This is a genomic window from Pseudazoarcus pumilus, from assembly GCF_002872475.1.
Taxonomy (GTDB): domain Bacteria; phylum Pseudomonadota; class Gammaproteobacteria; order Burkholderiales; family Rhodocyclaceae; genus Pseudazoarcus; species Pseudazoarcus pumilus.
On record NZ_CP025682.1, the window covers coordinates 250463 to 267580 of the forward strand.

Sequence of the window (17118 nt, forward strand, 5' to 3'; positions counted from 1 at the left end):
TTAAAGTCGAAAACGCCCAGCATATAGCCGAACGCAATTTTGTTGGAAGCATGTTTTCAAGTCTTGAAGCCCCTTCTTGCACAACGGACGTTGCTTGAAGTCGGTCGGAATTCGCTGATTGTCGGTTGGTTCGGCCGAAGCGGACGTTTAGGGCAGTGCTCTCGGCCGACCGCTTTCGACCCAGAGCAGCCGTAGAGCTTTTGGGAAAGCAGTCGTTCAACGTGCTAGCTAACCGGCGCGCCGCTTGTCGGCGCGTCCGGGTTGAGCGGCGTGTTAGGCCGCTTACGGTTGGAAAGATGACTGAGTAGCAAGCCGGCGAGGCCGCCAACGAGCAGCGCAAGAATGCCGCCTGGCGACAAAACTATGACGAGCCCAAAAGCCGCGAAATAGGAGTTGAGCGGACCAGGAGCGAAGAAGACAGCGAACAGCGTAGATGTGCTGAGAGCCGTAAGAATTGTGATGGTAACGCCCGTAATGCTTGCAACGACTTTGGAGCGGCCGACCAGAAAACGATGACTGGCCGCTGCGATTAACGCAGCAATCACGGCTGCGGGGATACCCAAGAAGAGGCCAATAGCAGGAGAGTATTCAGGCCCGGTGCCTCGGAACACCCACAGCACAGCCAGCAAGGCGGCCACTGCGAACACAAACGCGCAGAAACGCCGACTGACGGGATGGTGGTCGAAAAGGTTGCGTTCCACCTCAGTCGCCTTGACGGTGAGAAAGACGATGCCAAGAGGAATCGAGATCGCTAGCAGAAGCACAATCAGTCCAAGCATGGGGTGTGTGGCCTAACGCCAAGCTAAGCGGCGTGCGCAAGCACGTCCGGTGGAGGGCCGGCAGGCCCGGAACATACTTGAGCGACTGGTTAGGGCTTGATTGCGCTACCACCCGATACCGCCGATTTGCTCCAAAATTTTACAATGGCGACCCGTTAAATCTTTGCTTGCTAAACACTCACCCAGAAAATAATTTCAACCAGCCCCTTTAATTCTTTAATTGCAGGGTGCGAAACGCCGCTTCGATGAATAACGCCTGGTTGAGAAACGGATTTTTACTGAATAGGTCGCCGGATGTCACTCGATCAATCAGTGACTGGCGCGGATTGCTAATATCTGTATTGGGTAAGTTAGCTGATGATTGGGGAATAAACTTGCCTGCATTCTCACTTGGCTCATGCACTAAATAGATTGTACCTGAAGCAATAGCGGCTTGGCGTCGTCGGTCACTGGCAAGTAACCCGGCTGCCAGTTCCACATCATCAGCGTCGAGGTTGTTCTCTACAGCATAATCATACGCAGCTTCCAACGCTTCTCTGTCGCTTCCCGATAAAAAATCAAAGACATTTCCACTATCAGATGAAGGGTTAGGTCTTGGTATCGTTTCACGAATATTGTGTTCTTGCTGCAAGGTATTTCTCAACGCTTGTCCATCTATATCAATTTCGGTATTGGCTGTTACCATGCTAACGGCTTGATCAAGCAACGCTTGGCCTCTTGCTAAGGGAAGGTAACTGGGCCCAAGTTCTTGGCGTAAAAACTCGTTCGCGCCTTGCATCAATAGGCTTATAGAGTGACCACGGGCGCTAATCTGCAGGGCTGAATTAGTAGTATTGCTGACCCGAGAGCCGGAGCTGCTTGTATTCTCTGAATTCGTTCTATCCTTGGAATTAACAACGGAGGTATCTGATTGTAATGCGCTTTGGGCTGAGCCGTTAATAAGTCCAGTGATGATATCCATGCTGCATTTCCTCCTTATGACAAAGGGGTAGTCTATACATATTGTATTACATCAGTAGCTGTAATCCACTCTTACTGTATCCGCTGGACACCAGAACAACCACACCCTAACGCTTGCCGTCACCGGTGACAAAACCAGAGCGAAGCGGAGGTTTTGGCATCCGGTGCACGGCTTGGTTATGCAGCATGTAGCGGCTTGATTCGATCCACTTCTTCCTTGACCGACTGCGCAGCAGTCCAAAGATCAACAGACCGCTGTGCGTTCAGCCAGAATTCTGGCGAGTTACCAAACAAACGCGCAAGCCTGAGCGCCATTTCAGGGCTGACAGCACGGCGTTCCCGCAATAGTTCATTCACTGACTGACGAGAGACACCCAAAGATTCGGCCAACCCCGAAACCGTCAGACCATAGTCCGGAAGAAAGTCTTCCCTCAGCATTTCGCCAGGATGAGTCGGTTTGCGCTGCATGCCAGCAGTATTAAGAATAGCCATGGTCATCACCTCACTCAGTGGTAGTCACACACTTCGACTTCATACGCATCGCCATCTTCAAAACGAAAACAGATACGCCACTGATCATTGATTGAAATTGCGTGCTGCCCCTGCCTGTTTCCCGACAGTGGGTGAAGGCGATTGCCGGGCGGCACTTTCAAATCCTCAAGCTGTACGGCCAGATCCACGTATTCAAGTTTTCTAGCGGCTCTCGGTGCAACATCCGCAGGAAATTTCTTTGACTTGCCCTTGGCGTAGAGTTCTTGGGTTCGTTTGTCAGCGAAGGATTTGATCATGAAACAAAGTGTATTGCGTCACGTGACACTTGTCAACGAGACGAAGGAATGACTGCATAACTTTGTTTTAGGGCGACTGCCCTGCTGCGTAACATCGTTGCTGCTCCATAACATCAAACATCGACCCACGGCGTAACGCGCTTGCTGCTTGGATGCCCGAGGTGTTGACGGCCATCCAGAATTGACCCACTTGCCGGGGTAATTTGCATCGAAATCTGACCCACCTTTGATTGACTACCCTGCTGTGTTTTGGGCGGGGGATCGAGGAGTGATCAAAGTGGGTATGTTGGCCAAGATCAGGCGGATGCATTTGCGCGACCACTTGCCGCTGCGCGAGATCGCGCGGCAAACCGGGCTTTCCCGGAACACCATTCGCAACTGGCTGCGGCACAAGGATGTTGTCGAGCCGCAGTACAAGCGGCTCGAGGCCAGAAGCGTCGTCGATCCGTGGGCAGAGCAACTCGGGCAGTGGCTCAGGACGGACGGGCATCGGCCAAAGCGCGATCGGCGCACGGCGCGGGCGATGTTCGAGGCGATCCGCGCGCAAGGCTACACGGGCAGCTACAACCGGGTGTGCGCGTTCATCAAGCGCTGGCGAACGCAAGAATCGGGCAAGCCGGGCCCCGCGTACGTGCCGCTGAGCTTTGCGCTGGGCGAAGCCTTCCAGTTCGACTGGAGCACGGAGTACGCCTTCATCGGCGGTCTGCGCCGAAAGCTCGATGTTGCGCACACCAAGCTGTGTGCGAGCCGTGCCTTCTGGCTCACCGCGTACCCGACGCAAAGCCACGAGATGTTGTTCGACGCGCATGCGCGCGCCTTTGCTGCCTTTGGCGGCGTGCCGCGGCGCGGCATCTACGACAACATGAAGACGGCCGTCGACAAGGTCGGTCGGGGCAAGGCGCGCGACATCAACCCGCGCTTCTTTGCCATGTGTGGCCATTACCTGTTCGAGCCGGATTTCTGTAACCGGGCCGCCGGCTGGGAGAAGGGGCGTGTCGAGAAGAACGTGCTGGATCGGCGCCGCCAGATTTGGCAGCACGCGAGCGAGCGGCGCTGGAAGGATCTGGACGAACTGAACGCCTGGCTCGGTGAGCAGTGCCGGCAGGCATGGGCCGACATGGCCAACCCGGAATGGCCGGCGCTGACAATCGCCGAGCTGCTGCAGGATGAGTTGATGCAGATGCTGCCCAACCCGCAGCCCTTCGACGGTTATGTCGAGAAACCGGTCCGGGTCACCAGCACGGCGCTCATCCACTTCCAGCGCAACCGCTACAGTGTGCCGGCCGAACACGCCCACGCGGTGCTGAGCCTGCGCATCTACCCGAGCCAGTTGCGGCTGGTCGCCGACGCAGGCGAGGTTGCGTGCCATGCACGCAGCTTCGAGCGCGATCAGACCTTCTACGACTTCACCCACTACATCGGTGTGGTCGATCGCAAGCCGGGCGCGCTCAGAAACGGCGCACCGTTTGCCCAGATGCCCGAGCCGCTGCTTCGCCTGCAGCGTCATCTGCTCAAACAGGCCGGTGGCGACCGCGTCATGGCCGATGTGCTCGGCGCCATCCCGCGTCACGGACTGGAGGCCGTGTTGGTGGCGGTCGAACTCGCGCTCGAGTCCGGCCGTCCCAGCGGCGAGCATGTGATGAACGTGCTCGCCCGGCTCAAATCCGGAATGCCACCGGCCACGCCCGTTGCCACCACGCTCACGGTGCGCGAGCAACCCCAGCCCGATGTGCATCGCTACGATCGTCTGCGTGCGGAGGCCCGACATGTCGATTGAACTGATCGGACGCCTCAAGGCGCTCAAGCTCCATGGCATGGCACAGTGCTGGCCGGAACTCGTGGCCAAGGCGCATCACAGTGATCTGCCCCCGGAGCAATGGATGGGGGAACTCCTGGCCGCTGAGAGCGCGGAGCGCGAAGTGCGCTCGATCGCCTACCAGATGAGCGCAGCGCGCTTCCCCGCGCATCGGGATCTGGCCGGTTTCGACTTCACGCAGGCGCGCGCCGATGAGGCGTTGGTGCGTCGGCTGCACGCTGGCCAGTTCATCACGGCGGCCCACAACGTGGTGCTGATCGGCGGGCCCGGTACCGGCAAGACGCACCTGGCCACCGCGATCGGCATCGAGGCCGTCCAGCATCTGGGCAAGCGTGTGCGCTTCTTCTCGACAGTGGAGTTGGTCAATGCCCTGGAGCAGGAGAAGGCCAACGGCAAGGCGGGCCAGTTGGCCTACCGGCTGCTCTACGTCGATCTGGTGATCCTTGATGAGCTGGGCTACCTGCCGTTCAGCCAAGCCGGCGGCGCCTTGCTCTTCCACCTGCTCTCCAAGCTCTACGAGCACACCAGCGTGATGATCACGACCAACCTGTCCTTTGCCGAGTGGGACAACGTCTTTGGTGATGCGAAGATGACTACCGCCATGCTCGACCGCCTGACCCATCATTGCCATATCGTCGAGACCGGCAACGAATCCTGGCGCTTCAAGACAAGTACGGCCCGGCTGCAGCCGGGCCGTACTCGAACCCCAAAAACACAAGGAGAACAGACACCACAACCCGAAACCGGAACCAACCCCGCGTAGCTATACTGTGCGCATAAACCGGTGGGTCAGTTTTAGATGAAAACCCCGGGTCAGTTCTGCGTGGAAATCAACAGTCTGCGCCCAGGATCAGGGGCGAGGCATAGGCCCGGGCCTGCTGCAGGATGCTTGTCCGCCGCACGATGCTGATTGCCGAGCGGGCCGGCATCCGGGCAATGCTGACCCATCCCATCGATGAACAGGCGGCGCGCTTCTACACCCGGTTCGGATTCATCGCATCACCCCTGCGTAAGCAGCAACTGCTGCTACTGCTCAAGAATGCTCGTCGCTGGGTAGGTTAGCCCTGTCCGGGATGTTTCCGACTTTATTGCGCAAACTTCGCTCGAATCCGTCTGGATACGTGCCCTCGTTTTCGACTTCGACCGTGACGAGTGCTGTGCGGGGCGGCGAGGGAGCCCTTGTCAGCGCTGAAGCGACGTTTTCGACTTTATTCAGCTAGAACATGGAGTTTGTTTTCAACTTCGTTCAGCTAGAGCATCGCTAGCGTTCCCGACCAGCAATTGTTCGCTTGGTGACAAGCGACAACCCTGCCTCCCATCCACACTGATTCCAGCTGCATGAACCGGATGCCATTGCGGCGCCTCCGGTTCTCGCGGCTGGACCGCCGCGCGCGTTTGCGCCGGTGAGGTATTGGCCAACTGGGAGGAAGCATCATGTCGTCAGAACATCGCTGCGGACCAGGTTGTTCGCATGGGCATCACGACGCGGAAGCTGTCGGGCAGTTCACCGAGGCACGCCGCGGTTTCATGAAGGATGTGCTGGTCAGTGGCACGGCGCTGTCGCTCGGGGCGTTCGGCTCGTCCGCGCACGCGGCCTCGTCCTTCGCCGGAGGTGGCCCCGTGCGCACCGAGAAGGCGCTGGCCACGCATTACCACATCCCGGCCACCGCCGACACGGTGCATTGGGGCTACTTCAGCAAGTCGCTCAAGCCGACGGTCGAACTCGAATCCGGCGATTTCGCGACTATCGAGACGCTCACCCATCACTGCGGCGACGACGTCGAGCGCATGATCAAGGGAGATCCAGGCGCCGAGAGCGTGTTTCGCTGGGACGCCAACGGCAAGGCGGTCGACCGGCGCGGCGCCGGGCCCATGGATCATCCGCTTGGGGCCGGTGGCGGCCAGGGGGTGCACATCTGCACCGGCCCGATCGCGATACGCGGGGCTGAGCCGGGTGACGTCCTCGAAGTGCGAATCCTCGACGTGTGGCCACGTGAGTCGGGCAATCCGCAGTTCAAGGGACGCACCTTCGGTTCCAATGCTGCAGCCAACTGGGGATTTCACTACGGAGACCTGATCGAGGAGCCGGTCAAGCGCGAGGTCATCACCATCTACGAAGTCGATGCGCGCGGCGAGCGCAACTGGGCGCGCGCGGCCTACAACTATCGCTGGACGCCGCAGACCGATCCGTCGGGCATCGTCCACCCGATCATCGATTATCCCGGTGTTCCGGTGGACCCGAAGTCGATCCAGCCCAGACACGACATCCTCAAGGACATCCGCATCCCGGTGCGTCCGCATTTCGGCACCATGGGCCTGGCGCCGGTCGAGGCCGACATGGTCAATTCGATCCCGCCCAGCTACACGGGTGGCAACATCGACAACTGGCGCATGGGCAAGGGCGCGACCATGTATTACCCGGTGTCCGTCCCCGGCGGCCTGTTCTCGGTGGGCGACCCGCATGCGTCGCAGGGCGACTCGGAACTGTGCGGCACGGCGATCGAATGTTCGCTGACGGGCGTATTCCAGTTCATCCTGCACAAGAAGGCGACACTTGAGAACTCGCCCCTGGCCGAGCTTGCCTATCCGTTGCTGGAGACGCGCGAGCAGTGGGTGCTGCACGGATTCAGCTACCCCAACTACCTGCGTGATCTGGGCGCCGACGCGCAGAACGAGATCTTCGCGAAATCTTCCGTTGATCTGGCGCTGCGTGACGCCTTCCACAAGATGCGTCACTTCCTGATGCGCACGCAGAACCTGAGCGAAGACGAAGCCGTGTCGCTGCTGTCGATCGCCGTCGACTTCGGCATCACGCAGGTCGTGGACGGCAACTGGGGCGTGCACGCCATCGTTCCCAAGCACATCTTCCCGGCGCGCGCCTGAGGTCTTGCCGCAAAGCACCCCGACGGCTTGATGAAGTCGTCGGGGCAACTCGCGCGCTAGCCTTCGCGCTCGCGCAGCATCGACTTGCGCACGATCGCGTGCACGCCAAGATTGCCGTTGACCACCTGCGTCACCCCGAAATCCACCCCCACCGACAACAGCGAGATGGCCTCGTCCTCGCTCAAGCCGTGCGCGGTCATCAGGAAGCGTCGGGTCTTGCGAAACGCGTCGCGCATCGCCAGATCGAGCGAGGCGCGCTTGTAGACCTCGGTCTGCGCAGCCGGGCCCAGTTCGACCAGGTGGTTCGGATGACTCAGGCCCTGGATCACCCACTCGTCGGGAGTTTCCAGGAACGGGTGATCGAGTTCGGCCAGAAAGTGGTCATCCAGGGCCGAGGCCTTGTGCACGATCAGGTCGAAGTCGCCCGTCAATGAGCATTCGATGGCGGTGCCGCACAGTTCGGAGTCGCCCTGCGAGGCGTGCGGGTCGCCCACGGAAAACAATGCACCGGGTACTCCAACGGGCAGGAACAGCGAAGCGCCGGGCGCGGCACGCCAGTTGTCGAGATTGCCGCCAAAGCAGCCCGGCGGGATGGAGTCGACGTCGACCTCCTGTCGCGGCGCCACAGCCAGCACGCCGAAATGCGGGCGTAGCGGGATGCGCACGCCGTCGAGCACGCCATGGCATTTGTGGATGGTAGCGTGATCGACCGGCACGCCGGGGTAATCGATGGTGTCGTGACGCACGCCCGAAGGATCGGTCTGCGGTGTCCAGCGAAAGCTGTAGACGGCACGCGCGAAGTTGTCGTACCCCGTCGCATGCAGTTCGTAGATGGTCACCACCTCGCGCGGGCGCGGTTCGGTGAGCAGATCGTGGTAGTGGTAACCCCACCAGGTCGCGGCGTTGCTGCCGAAACTGCGCCCGGCGTACTCCGGGTTGCGGCTCGGGCGCTGACGGATGTCCACGATGCGTACCTCGAGCACGTCGCCCGGCTCGGCCTCTTCGACATATACCGGCCCGGTGCACACATGCACGCCAAAGCCCTCGCCCGCGCCGCGCCCGAAGATCGACGCATCGAGTGGACCGGCACCGCGCCGCTCGACCGCCTTGCCGCCGGCGTCCCAGCGGAACACGCTCTCGGCGCCCGGGTCGTCACGCACCATGCGTTCCACATCGTCGGTGGCGTGCTGGGTGAGTGCCTCGATGGTGATGCGGTCGCCCGACCGCACGCGTGCGACCGGCTCGAGGAAACGGTTGAAATATCCCCAGTGCACGGTCTCGGAAGTGGCGTGCAGGTAGTGGTGCGCAGCACCGACATCATCGCGGTACTGCGCATCGATCTCCCGCCTGAGGGTCGTGGCGCCCGGATGCGCACTGAGCGACGGTACGCCCGCAGAGTCCGGGCGTCCGCGCAGGCGCACCGGCTCCGGCGCCTGCGCGAGTGCCCGGCATGCACTGGGCGTGCAGCCGAATTCGCGCACGAATGCCCGCGTGAAATTGGCCGCATCGCCAAACCCCCAGCGGAAACACAATTCACCGATTGCAAAGTGAGAAAGCGCGGGATCGCGCAGATCGTTGCGGCATCGATACAGGCGCCGCTTGCGCACGTGCGCGCCGAAGGTCGTACCCGCCCCGGCGAACAGGCGTTGAACATAGCGTGGCGACAAGCGCGCCTCGTGCGCGATGCGCGCAAGGTCGAGATCGGCCTCCGTCAGGTGCGAGTCGATCAACTGGCAGACGCGGCGAAGATGGGCCAGTTGCACCGAAGTCGAGGTGCTCTCCGTAACATCTTCCGTCTCGTGCGCCAGCGCGGGCAGCATCATCCCGGTCAGCGCGGCCTCGAGCTGACCGAGATCGCCCGATTCCAGCGCTTCCAGACGCTCGCCTGCCGAGCGCACGAGTTCCGTCGCGATGGCACCCAGGGCAGCAGACCGGCTGATGCAGTGGAAGTCGGAGCGGCGCGTGTTCAGCACCCGTCTGGCGAAGCCGGCATCGCCCAGCACCACCACCGTCGCTGCGAAATCTTCGTCGAAGTCGATGCGCCAGTCGCTGTGCGCATCCATCACGAAGCCGTCGCCGACCGCGATCGCCTCCCCTCGCTCGCTGGTCGTGACGCGCCCCGAGCCGTGGTGGCAGACGAACACGATCATCGCACTGTCCCGTGCCTGATCCCCCAGCGACATGAGCGTCTGCGCCCCGCCCCTGAGGTGGCCGAAGCGTGCACCGGATGGGGAATCACGCACCGTGGCGAAACCGAGCAGCCGTGCCGCAGGGCCAGCGGAGCAGGCCGTCAGCCGCAGGTGCGCGAGCACCGCCGACCAGGCGCGTGCGCGCATGGCGCTCGGATAGGCATCGCTGGCGAAGTTCCCGGTCTGTTGGCTCATGATCTTCCCGGTCCGCTCGGTAGGATTGCTCTTGCGATCTGCCTCGCAATCCTATCCGCAAGGGCCAACAATTACATTCGCCCGGTTGCATTCATTCCGGGAACTGGTTTTGACGCGTCTTCAAAAGGACGCACTCCACGCGCTTGTATTGGCGAGATCGTCAGAAGTGTATCGCGCGACGGCCGCAGGCCCCGTTTCGGAACGGACGGGCGCCCGCGAACTCGCCGCGCGTTGCGGTCGGGATGAGGAAGAGTAGGAGGACCTGGATCGTCCCGGGCGAACGACTGTCGAGGTCGGAGTGGGCGATCCCGTGGTGGCTGGCTTACGTGACTCAGTGACTGATCATCCACGGACGCGTCCCGGGGAAGCTCTTCGCGCCGTCGGCAGAGACGTTCGTCTTGCGGTTCTTCGCACCATTGCAGCAGCCGCATCCGGGGCCGTGACGGTGACGTTCCTTGTATTCGGCAGAGCTCAGGGGTTGGTGTGCCGAGCGTTCGTTGGTCATATGTGCATTTCGTTGGCTCGAAGACATGACGCCCAGTTTGGGCGCAGTGAGCAGTACACGCGCGGAAGGCTGGCCGCACCGAGGGCAGTTGCAGGCAGCATCGCGCTCGCTCACGCGACGAACTGCGGTGAAGTCGCCACAGGCGTCACAGAGGAATTCGTAGACGGGCATTTCCGGGAATCTCCGTAAATCGGGCAGAACGAGGCATCGCGACCTGAGTCGCGATGCCTTCCGGATCGAGCGGTGACGATCAACGATCGGGAGCGAGCGGTACGTCTACCCCGCCGGAGATGTGCTTGACCGGCCCCTGGGTACTCGGGTTGATGTCGAACTCGAAGATCTCGGTCGGAAGCCACAGGGTCGCGCAGGCGTTGGGGATGTCGACCACACCGCTGATGTGCCCCTGCACCGGCGCCGTGCCCAGAATCGCGTAGCCCTGGGCTCCGGAGTAACCGAACTTCTTCAGATATTCGATCGCGTTCAGGCAGGCCTGCCGGTATGCGATGTGGACATCCAGATAGTGCTGCTCGCCGCGCTCGTCCACCGAAATCCCCTCGAAGATCAGGTAGTCGTTGTAGTTCGGCGTGATCGGACTCGGCTTGAAGATGGGGTTCTTGATGCCGTATTTGGCAACGCCGCCCTTGATCAGCGACACGCGCATGTGGACCCAGCCGGCCATCTCGATGGCGCCGCAGAAAGTGATCTCGCCATCGCCCTGTGAGAAGTGCAGATCACCCACCGACAGACCGCCGCCTTTCACGTACACCGGAAAGAAGATCCGGGAGCCACGCGACAGATCCTTGATGTCGCAGTTGCCACCATGTTCGCGCGGCGGCACCGTGCGTGCGCCCTCCGCGGCAGCCTTGTCACGTCCATCACCACTCATCTTGCCCATGTGAGCCGTAGGTGCGCTGGGCGGTGCGGCAAGTGGCGGTACTCGATCGGGGTCGGTATCGATCAGCGCCTTCTCGCGGGTGTTCCACATGTCGAGCATCTTGCGGTCGGGCAGGCAGCCGATCAGGCCCGGGTGGATCAGGCCCGCAAAGCGCACTCCCGGAATGTGACGGCTGGTCGTGAACATGCCATGGAAATCCCAGATGCTCTTCTGCGCCTCCGGGAAGTGCTCGGTCAGGAAGCCACCGCCGTTCTTCTGGGAGAAGAAGCCGTTGAAGCCCCACATGCTCTCATCCTTGGCGCCGACATCCAGCAGATCGACGACGAGCAGATCCCCCGGTTCTGCTCCTTCCACCCCGACCGGGCCGGAGAGGAAGTGCACGGTCGTGAGGTCGACATCGCGCACGTCCGAGGCGTCGTCGTTGTTCTTGATTGCGCCGCCCGTCCAGTCGTAAGTCTCGAGGATGAAGTCGTCGCCCGGCTTCACCCAGCAGGCCATCGGAATATCGGGGTGCCAACGGTTATGAACCATGTCGTTGTCGTAGGGCGACTGGTTCAGATCTACCTTAACGAGAGTCTCTGCCATGGTTGTCTCCTCCTTGGCCAATGTCATGAAAGTGAGATCGCCGACCGCTTCGTGCAGCCATGTCGATCACGAAACTATCTTAGGCAAGGCTCAAGGTCGGGGAATCACCCCCATCGAGGATTCGCTCTCACCCGAATGGGTGAATCGAAAAACGCAGTGCATCGGGCGATCAGGGTTAGTGCAGATGCGGTGGGAACGCAGGGGCGATGTCGACGGCGGGTGACACCGCGGGCCCCTGGACGAACTCGCAGCCCTCCCACTTGCAGAACTGGATGTCATCGGTCGAGACGACGCCGCGTGCGAGCGAGTGCGCGCCCAGAGTGTGGGTGAGCGCGACCACGCTACGCACGATCGCCGCTCTTTCGGCATCCTCGCTGACATGCCCGACGATCGCCGGGTGGAGGGCGACGATATCGGGCCGGAATCGCTGGATCTCGGGCAGTGACAACGCACCCAGGCCGACACCGTCGAGCGTCAGGATCACCCCGCGTTTGCGCAGTGAGGCACATCGTTCGGACCAGTCTGAAAGCCCATGTTCGGGCACGCACAACTCGAAGGCGCTCGCCGCCAGGCCCGTTCGATCGAGCATATCCTCGAACATCCTGACCCCGTCCTCGCCGCCGAAGCCGAGCGACAGCAGGCGGAAAGCCAGTCGCGTTCCCCCCGGTTTGCCGACCAGCGCGGCGTAGAGGTCGGGCAACATGCCGATCAGTCGTCGATCCCAGGCCAGACCGACCGCTGGTGACAATCTTTCCAGGGCTGTTGAAAACTCGTCGGGCGCCAGTCCGCGAACCGGGCTGACCATCACTTCGTACGCAGAGATCTCTCCCGATGCGAGATGCATGCGGGGTTCGACCAACGGCGGTTCTTCGGTTGCGCGGGTTACACGCTCGATCGAGCGTTGCATCACGTCCTTGGCGGCGCCCGACGAAAGGTTTGGTGCGGCACCCACAGCCTCCAGATTGCGCAACGCGAAGGTGATCGCCGAACGCAGTCGCTGAGCGGTCAGTTCCGTCTTCAGGTAGTAGCCGTTGATGTCGTAGGCGGCGATGACTTCTGCTTCGGGTGCGACCCCGGGATGTCCTGTTCGAACGAGTATCTGCACGTGCCTCAGGCCGGCTCGCTCACGAATGTGGCGGACCAGATGCAGGCCGGCGTCGTCCTCTTCCATGACCAGATCGAGCAGCACGACCGCCGTATCGGGATGGCGTGCGAGGTATTCACGTGCGTCTGCCGCACTCGCAACGCCCTCGACATGCACCGGTCGCGCCCGAAACTGCATGCGCCCCAGAACGAGGCGGGTAATCGCGAACACCTCGGGTTCGTCATCGACGACGAGAACCCGCCACGCATGCGCGGGCATCGCGGCGTTGCCGGCCGCGTGCGAATCGAGCTCATCCCTGTCGTGGTTCATTGAACTGTCCGTCCGTTCTGAAACGCATCGCGTCGGTGAGACTGGAGCCACCCGGATGTGCGCGCGGCAGGCGCAGCCAGAATACCGCGCCGCCTTCGGGGGCGTTCTCCACCCCGATCGTACCTTCGAGTTTTTGCGTGACCAGGGTGTAGGCCAGATAAAGCCCCAGGCCGCTGCCTCCGGAGGCGCGGCGGGTGGTGAAGAAAGGTTCGAAAATGCGCTCGCGTATGTCGTCGGGGACACCTCGACCGTTGTCGGCGCAGGAGATCAGCACCTCGTCCTCGCCCTCGCGTCTGGCCGACAGCGTAATCGTGCCCGCCTCGCCCTCGGCGAAGGCGCTTTGTGTTGCGTTGATCACGAGGTTGGTCAGTACCTGGGCCAGCGGTCCCGGATAGGTGTCCATCTCGATTCCGACCGGACAGTCCAGATACGTCCCGAGCGCGCGGTCCTGGAGTGCCGGTCGCAGATTGCGTAGCGTCTCTTCCATGTAGTGGGCCAGATCGAAGCGTCGCCGCTGGTCGCTGCTCTGGTCGACCGCGACCAGCTTGAAGCTCTTCACCAGACGCGCCGCGCGATCGGCATTGGAAGCAAGCAGGCGAGCAGATTCCAGCGCATCGTCGAGGAATGCGCGCAATTCGTCCTTGCCGAGCGTTCCCTGATCGAACCGGGCGCGCAATTCTTCGGAACGTTCGCGCAGGTAGGATGCCGCACTTACCGTAATCCCTACCGGCGTGTTGATCTCGTGCGCCACACCGGCAACCAGCCCCCCGAGTGAGGCCATCTTTTCGGACTCGACGAGTTCGGATCGTGCCAGCTCAAGCTGATGCAGCGACTGCAGCAACTCGCCCTCGGCCAGTTCCCGACTCTCGTGGGAGAGCACGATCCACCACGTTCCGACCGCGATCAGGATCAACGTGGCCAGGTAGATGCGCACGAGGATCTCTGCCAGTTCCTGGCCGTAGGCGAGGTCCTGTGCATCAAGGAGGCGGTAGGCGAGCAGGAACAACGCTGCCATCGCCGCCGCGACGATCCCGAACAGTGCGAAGAAGCGTCCGATCCGACGACCGAAATGGGGTGCAAAATGTGTCGACCCTGGCGCGACGTGAGACGGTTCCGAACGCACCGTTGGCTGCTTGCAGAAGTCGTGGCAATGCGCCTCGAGGCCGCAGCACAGCGAGCAGATCGGGCCGCGATAGAACGGGCAATAGGCCATGTCGCGCGGTTCGTAGTCCCGCTCGCATACCGAGCAGCGCTCGGTCGGAATCGTGCCGTCGGCGCGCGCTGGCGTCTTGCTCCGGTAGGCCGTGTCGGTTCGCGCCAGGTAATAGCGACCGCGCGTGATCAGCGCGATCACGATTGCGCTGATGAAGGCCAGCCCGAGGGCGAGAAACGCCGAATACGCTTCCAGGATCGGCCCGAATGCGCCCGTGTAGGCGACGATCGAGAGAACCGACGCGACCAGCATCGCCCCACAGCCGACAGGATTGAAGTTGTATAGATAGGCACGCTTGAATTCGACGTAGCGGGGGCTGATGCCCATCGGCTTGAGCACCACGAGATCGGCAACGAGGGCGCCGATCCACGCCGTCGCGACGTTGGAGTAGACCGTCAGGACGGCCTCCAGCGTGGCCAGGATACCCATCAGCGTGAGCAACAGGGCGATGAGCACGTTGAACACCAGCCACACCACCCGGCCGGGGTGATACTGCGCCAGTCGCGCGAAGGCATTGGACCAGGCGAGGGAGCCCGCGTACGCGTTCGTGACGTTGATCTTGACCTGCGAGACGAGCACGAACAGCAGTGCGAAACCGAGGACCAGCACGCGTTCGTCGAAGACATGCTCGTAGGCCACGATATACATGTGGATCGGTGACACCGCTTCAGTCGGCGACGACCCGGCTCGCAGGCACAGCACCGCGAGCAGGCTGCCAGCGAGAATCTTGAGACCCCCGAGAATGATCCAGCCGGGCCCGGTCCCGATCAGCGCGGCCCACCAGGCAAACCGGTTTCCACGCTCCCGGTCGGGCAGGAAGCGCAGATAGTCGGTCTGCTCGCCGATCTGGACCACCAGCGACAGCAACACCCCCGTCGCGGCGCCAAAGAACAGCGGATTGAAGCCTGCCTGCGGCCCGACGTAGGAGGTCCACGCATCGATGAGGCCGGGATCCTTGTAAAGCACGAAGACGAATGGGGTGATCAGCAACACGATCCACAGCAACTGCGTCAGCATCTGGAAGCGGTTGATCAGGGTCACGCCAAAAAACACCATCGGAATGATCACCAACGAGCAGATCAGGTAGCCGATGGTGATGTTGAGGCCGGTCACCAGCTCGAGTGCCTGCGCCATGATTGCCGCCTCGAGCGCGAAGAAGATGAACGTGAACGAGGCGTAGATCAGCGAGGTCACGGTCGAGCCGATGTAGCCGAAGCCGGCGCCGCGGGTGAGCAGGTCGATGTCGACGTTGGCTTCGGCGCAGTAGTAGGCAATCGGCAGGCTGATCAGAAAGATCAGCAGGCTGACGATGACGATCGCGGGGAAGGCGTTCTGGAAGCCGTAGCTGAGCGTGAGCGCGCCGCCGATGGCTTCGAGGGCAAGAAAGGAGATGCCGCCAATCGCGGTATTGGCGAGCACGAACGGATGCCAACGCCGGTAGGAGCGCGCGGCATAGCGCAGCGCGTAGTCCTCCAGTGTCTCGTTCGCGACCCAGGACTGATATTCCCGCTTGATGCGTCTCACAGGCAACTCGCTCCGCGCGCGGCGCGCCGCCCCTGAAAACGACAGCCAGGACGGGCGCGTTGATTATTCGCGCAAAGCCGCAGGCGGTGCAAGTCGCGCGCCCATGCACTTTACGCAGACCTTTTCATCGCGCGAGAACGTTCTATAGTGAGGAGGCTATGAAAGCGGGACCCGGGCCGCAGAAGTCCGTCCCCGCATCGGGAAGCAGGGAAGACAGGAGGAGGGAGCCTCGTGCACGCCCATTCGGGGGATCAGGCGCGCATCAGCGCCTTGCTCTACAGCATCCACGCGACCACTCACGACGATGGCGCATGGGGCGATACCCTGTGCCAGTTGCGTGACTGGTTGGACAGCCGCTGGACGACGATCGCCCGTCATCACTTTCTCAGCGGACACGGCGAAATCCTTCACCACGCGCCGGATGATCCGGATCTGAATCACACCTACGCCGAACACGCAGCACGTAATCCCTGGTTCCTGTCGAGCGAGGAATACTCCACTGGTACCGTGCTCCGCGGCACCGACCTGCTCGGCATGCAGGAGCTCAAGCGCACCGATTTCTACCGTAAATTGATGCAGCCCCATGGTTTGCTTCATCGGCTTTGCGGTGTTGCCGCGCGTCGCGGGGATCTCATCTATTACATCGCCGCCCATCGTGGCGAGGATCAGCCCGATTTCTCGAACGATGACCGCGCCCGGCTCAGCGACGTTCTCGCCCATCTGTCATTGGCTCTCGAGAACGGCTGGAAACAGCGTGAAGCGCGCGATTTCGGGCTCGCCCTTACGGAAGTCATCGAACAGACGGCGGTCGCGACCTTCCTGACCGATGCCGACAGCCAGATTCTTTTTCGCAACCGGGCGGCCGAACTGCTGCTCGAACAAGACTCCGGACTGATTGCGCCACGCAATTGCCTGAGTGCGATCTCCGGCGCCGACCGACTTGCCTTGCATGAAGCTGTTCGCGGCGTTGCCTCCCGCGTCCGCGCGGGCGAGTCCCGTTCGCCTCAGGTGCTGAGCATCAGCACGCCGAGCGGTGTTCACCCGACCGTAGTCTCGGTCTATCCGGCCGGTCGCAGCTTCACAGCCGCGCGGGGCGAATCGTGCGACCTGGTCGCCGTCTCGGCGCGTAATCAGCACAGCCGTCACGAGCACTGTTCTTTCGCACGTCAGTTCGATTTCACGCCAGCCCAGGCGCGCCTGAGCAGCCTGCTATTCACGGGCCACAGTCTCGCCAGCACGGCGCGCATCCTGCACGTGTCCGAAAATACCGTGCGCAGCCATCTCAAGCAGATTTTCCAGAAGACCGACACGCATAGCCAGATGGAACTTGTGCACCTGCACTCGCGCATCTGCGTCGATATTGATTGATTCT

General features: G+C 61.8%; 14 protein-coding genes. 5 read left to right on the forward strand and 9 right to left on the reverse strand.

Annotated features, from left to right (window positions below; all coding sequences use genetic code 11):
• Nucleotides 1-224: 224 nt before the first annotated feature.
• The 4 genes from C0099_RS01235 to C0099_RS01250 all read right to left on the reverse strand — a co-directional run bounded on the left by C0099_RS01235 (nucleotide 225) and on the right by C0099_RS01250 (nucleotide 2527).
• Nucleotides 225-779 (reverse strand): hypothetical protein, encoded by a 555-nt coding sequence (locus tag C0099_RS01235; RefSeq protein ID WP_102245752.1) that lies wholly within the window; start codon nucleotides 777-779, stop codon nucleotides 225-227.
• 208 nt (nucleotides 780-987) lie between these two features.
• Nucleotides 988-1740: a hypothetical protein gene (locus C0099_RS01240; RefSeq protein WP_102245753.1), complete on the reverse strand. Its 753-nt coding sequence runs from the start codon at nucleotides 1738-1740 to the stop codon at nucleotides 988-990.
• A 176-nt stretch (nucleotides 1741-1916) separates the two neighbouring features.
• A complete protein-coding gene (locus C0099_RS01245; protein ID WP_008174257.1) occupies nucleotides 1917-2231 on the reverse strand; it encodes a HigA family addiction module antitoxin in 315 nt (104 codons plus the stop codon).
• Nucleotides 2232-2245: 14 nt separating this feature from the next.
• The gene (locus C0099_RS01250) at nucleotides 2246-2527 is read right to left on the reverse strand and encodes a type II toxin-antitoxin system RelE/ParE family toxin (RefSeq protein ID WP_102245754.1); all 282 of its coding nucleotides are present in this window, start codon (nucleotides 2525-2527) and stop codon (nucleotides 2246-2248) included.
• 277 nt (nucleotides 2528-2804) lie between these two features.
• Between C0099_RS01250 and istA the strand changes: the two genes are divergently transcribed.
• The 4 genes from istA (at nucleotide 2805) to C0099_RS01270 (ending at nucleotide 7226) form a co-directional block, all read left to right on the forward strand.
• Nucleotides 2805-4304, forward strand: coding sequence for an IS21 family transposase (istA, locus tag C0099_RS01255; RefSeq protein ID WP_102248334.1), 1500 nt, complete (start codon nucleotides 2805-2807; stop codon nucleotides 4302-4304).
• Nucleotides 4294-5106 carry an IS21-like element helper ATPase IstB gene (istB, locus tag C0099_RS01260; RefSeq protein WP_102245755.1) on the forward strand — a complete coding sequence of 271 codons (813 nt, stop codon included), beginning with the start codon at nucleotides 4294-4296 and terminating at the stop codon, nucleotides 5104-5106. Before istA ends, istB begins: the two co-directional genes overlap by 11 nt.
• A gap of 122 nt (nucleotides 5107-5228) precedes the next feature.
• Nucleotides 5229-5405: a hypothetical protein gene (locus tag C0099_RS01265; protein WP_228151624.1), complete on the forward strand. Its 177-nt coding sequence runs from the start codon at nucleotides 5229-5231 to the stop codon at nucleotides 5403-5405.
• Between the two features lie 465 nt (nucleotides 5406-5870).
• Nucleotides 5871-7226 carry an acetamidase/formamidase family protein gene (locus tag C0099_RS01270; protein WP_199797638.1) on the forward strand — a complete coding sequence of 452 codons (1356 nt, stop codon included), beginning with the start codon at nucleotides 5871-5873 and terminating at the stop codon, nucleotides 7224-7226.
• Between the two features lie 56 nt (nucleotides 7227-7282).
• Here C0099_RS01270 and C0099_RS01275 read toward each other — a convergent pair whose 3' ends face one another.
• The 5 genes from C0099_RS01275 to C0099_RS01295 all read right to left on the reverse strand — a co-directional run bounded on the left by C0099_RS01275 (nucleotide 7283) and on the right by C0099_RS01295 (nucleotide 15746).
• Nucleotides 7283-9610, reverse strand: a complete 2328-nt coding sequence (locus C0099_RS01275) for an acetamidase/formamidase family protein (RefSeq protein WP_199797639.1) — start codon at nucleotides 9608-9610, stop codon at nucleotides 7283-7285.
• Nucleotides 9611-9941: 331 nt separating this feature from the next.
• A complete protein-coding gene (locus C0099_RS01280) occupies nucleotides 9942-10286 on the reverse strand; it encodes an FmdB family zinc ribbon protein (RefSeq protein WP_102245757.1) in 345 nt (114 codons plus the stop codon).
• A gap of 79 nt (nucleotides 10287-10365) precedes the next feature.
• Nucleotides 10366-11595 (reverse strand): formamidase, encoded by a 1230-nt coding sequence (gene fmdA, locus C0099_RS01285; protein WP_102245758.1) that lies wholly within the window; start codon nucleotides 11593-11595, stop codon nucleotides 10366-10368.
• A 175-nt stretch (nucleotides 11596-11770) separates the two neighbouring features.
• On the reverse strand, nucleotides 11771-13009 hold the full coding sequence (locus C0099_RS01290; protein WP_102245759.1) for an EAL domain-containing response regulator: 1239 nt from the start codon (nucleotides 13007-13009) through the stop codon (nucleotides 11771-11773).
• Complete coding sequence (locus C0099_RS01295; protein ID WP_199797640.1) at nucleotides 12990-15746, reverse strand: ATP-binding protein; 2757 nt, start codon at nucleotides 15744-15746, stop codon at nucleotides 12990-12992. Before C0099_RS01295 ends, C0099_RS01290 begins: the two co-directional genes overlap by 20 nt.
• 231 nt (nucleotides 15747-15977) lie before the next feature.
• Here C0099_RS01295 and C0099_RS01300 point away from each other — a divergent pair, with 231 nt between their 5' ends.
• Nucleotides 15978-17114 carry a helix-turn-helix transcriptional regulator gene (locus C0099_RS01300; protein WP_102245760.1) on the forward strand — a complete coding sequence of 379 codons (1137 nt, stop codon included), beginning with the start codon at nucleotides 15978-15980 and terminating at the stop codon, nucleotides 17112-17114.
• Nucleotides 17115-17118 lie beyond the last annotated feature (4 nt).

What these genes read in the sequence shown, in the direction of transcription:
- istB (WP_102245755.1), top strand. Translation starts at nt 4,294, where the DNA reads ATGTCGATTGAACTGATCGGACGCCTCAAGGCGCTCAAGCTCCATGGC.
- C0099_RS01245 (WP_008174257.1), bottom strand. Translation starts at nt 2,231, where the DNA reads ATGGCTATTCTTAATACTGCTGGCATGCAGCGCAAACCGACTCATCCT.
- C0099_RS01280 (WP_102245757.1), bottom strand. Translation starts at nt 10,286, where the DNA reads ATGCCCGTCTACGAATTCCTCTGTGACGCCTGTGGCGACTTCACCGCA.
- C0099_RS01290 (WP_102245759.1), bottom strand. Translation starts at nt 13,009, where the DNA reads ATGAACCACGACAGGGATGAGCTCGATTCGCACGCGGCCGGCAACGCC.
- C0099_RS01265 (WP_228151624.1), top strand. Translation starts at nt 5,229, where the DNA reads ATGCTTGTCCGCCGCACGATGCTGATTGCCGAGCGGGCCGGCATCCGG.
- C0099_RS01270 (WP_199797638.1), top strand. Translation starts at nt 5,871, where the DNA reads ATGAAGGATGTGCTGGTCAGTGGCACGGCGCTGTCGCTCGGGGCGTTC.
- C0099_RS01275 (WP_199797639.1), bottom strand. Translation starts at nt 9,610, where the DNA reads ATGAGCCAACAGACCGGGAACTTCGCCAGCGATGCCTATCCGAGCGCC.
- C0099_RS01235 (WP_102245752.1), bottom strand. Translation starts at nt 779, where the DNA reads ATGCTTGGACTGATTGTGCTTCTGCTAGCGATCTCGATTCCTCTTGGC.
- fmdA (WP_102245758.1), bottom strand. Translation starts at nt 11,595, where the DNA reads ATGGCAGAGACTCTCGTTAAGGTAGATCTGAACCAGTCGCCCTACGAC.
- C0099_RS01250 (WP_102245754.1), bottom strand. Translation starts at nt 2,527, where the DNA reads ATGATCAAATCCTTCGCTGACAAACGAACCCAAGAACTCTACGCCAAG.
- C0099_RS01240 (WP_102245753.1), bottom strand. Translation starts at nt 1,740, where the DNA reads ATGGATATCATCACTGGACTTATTAACGGCTCAGCCCAAAGCGCATTA.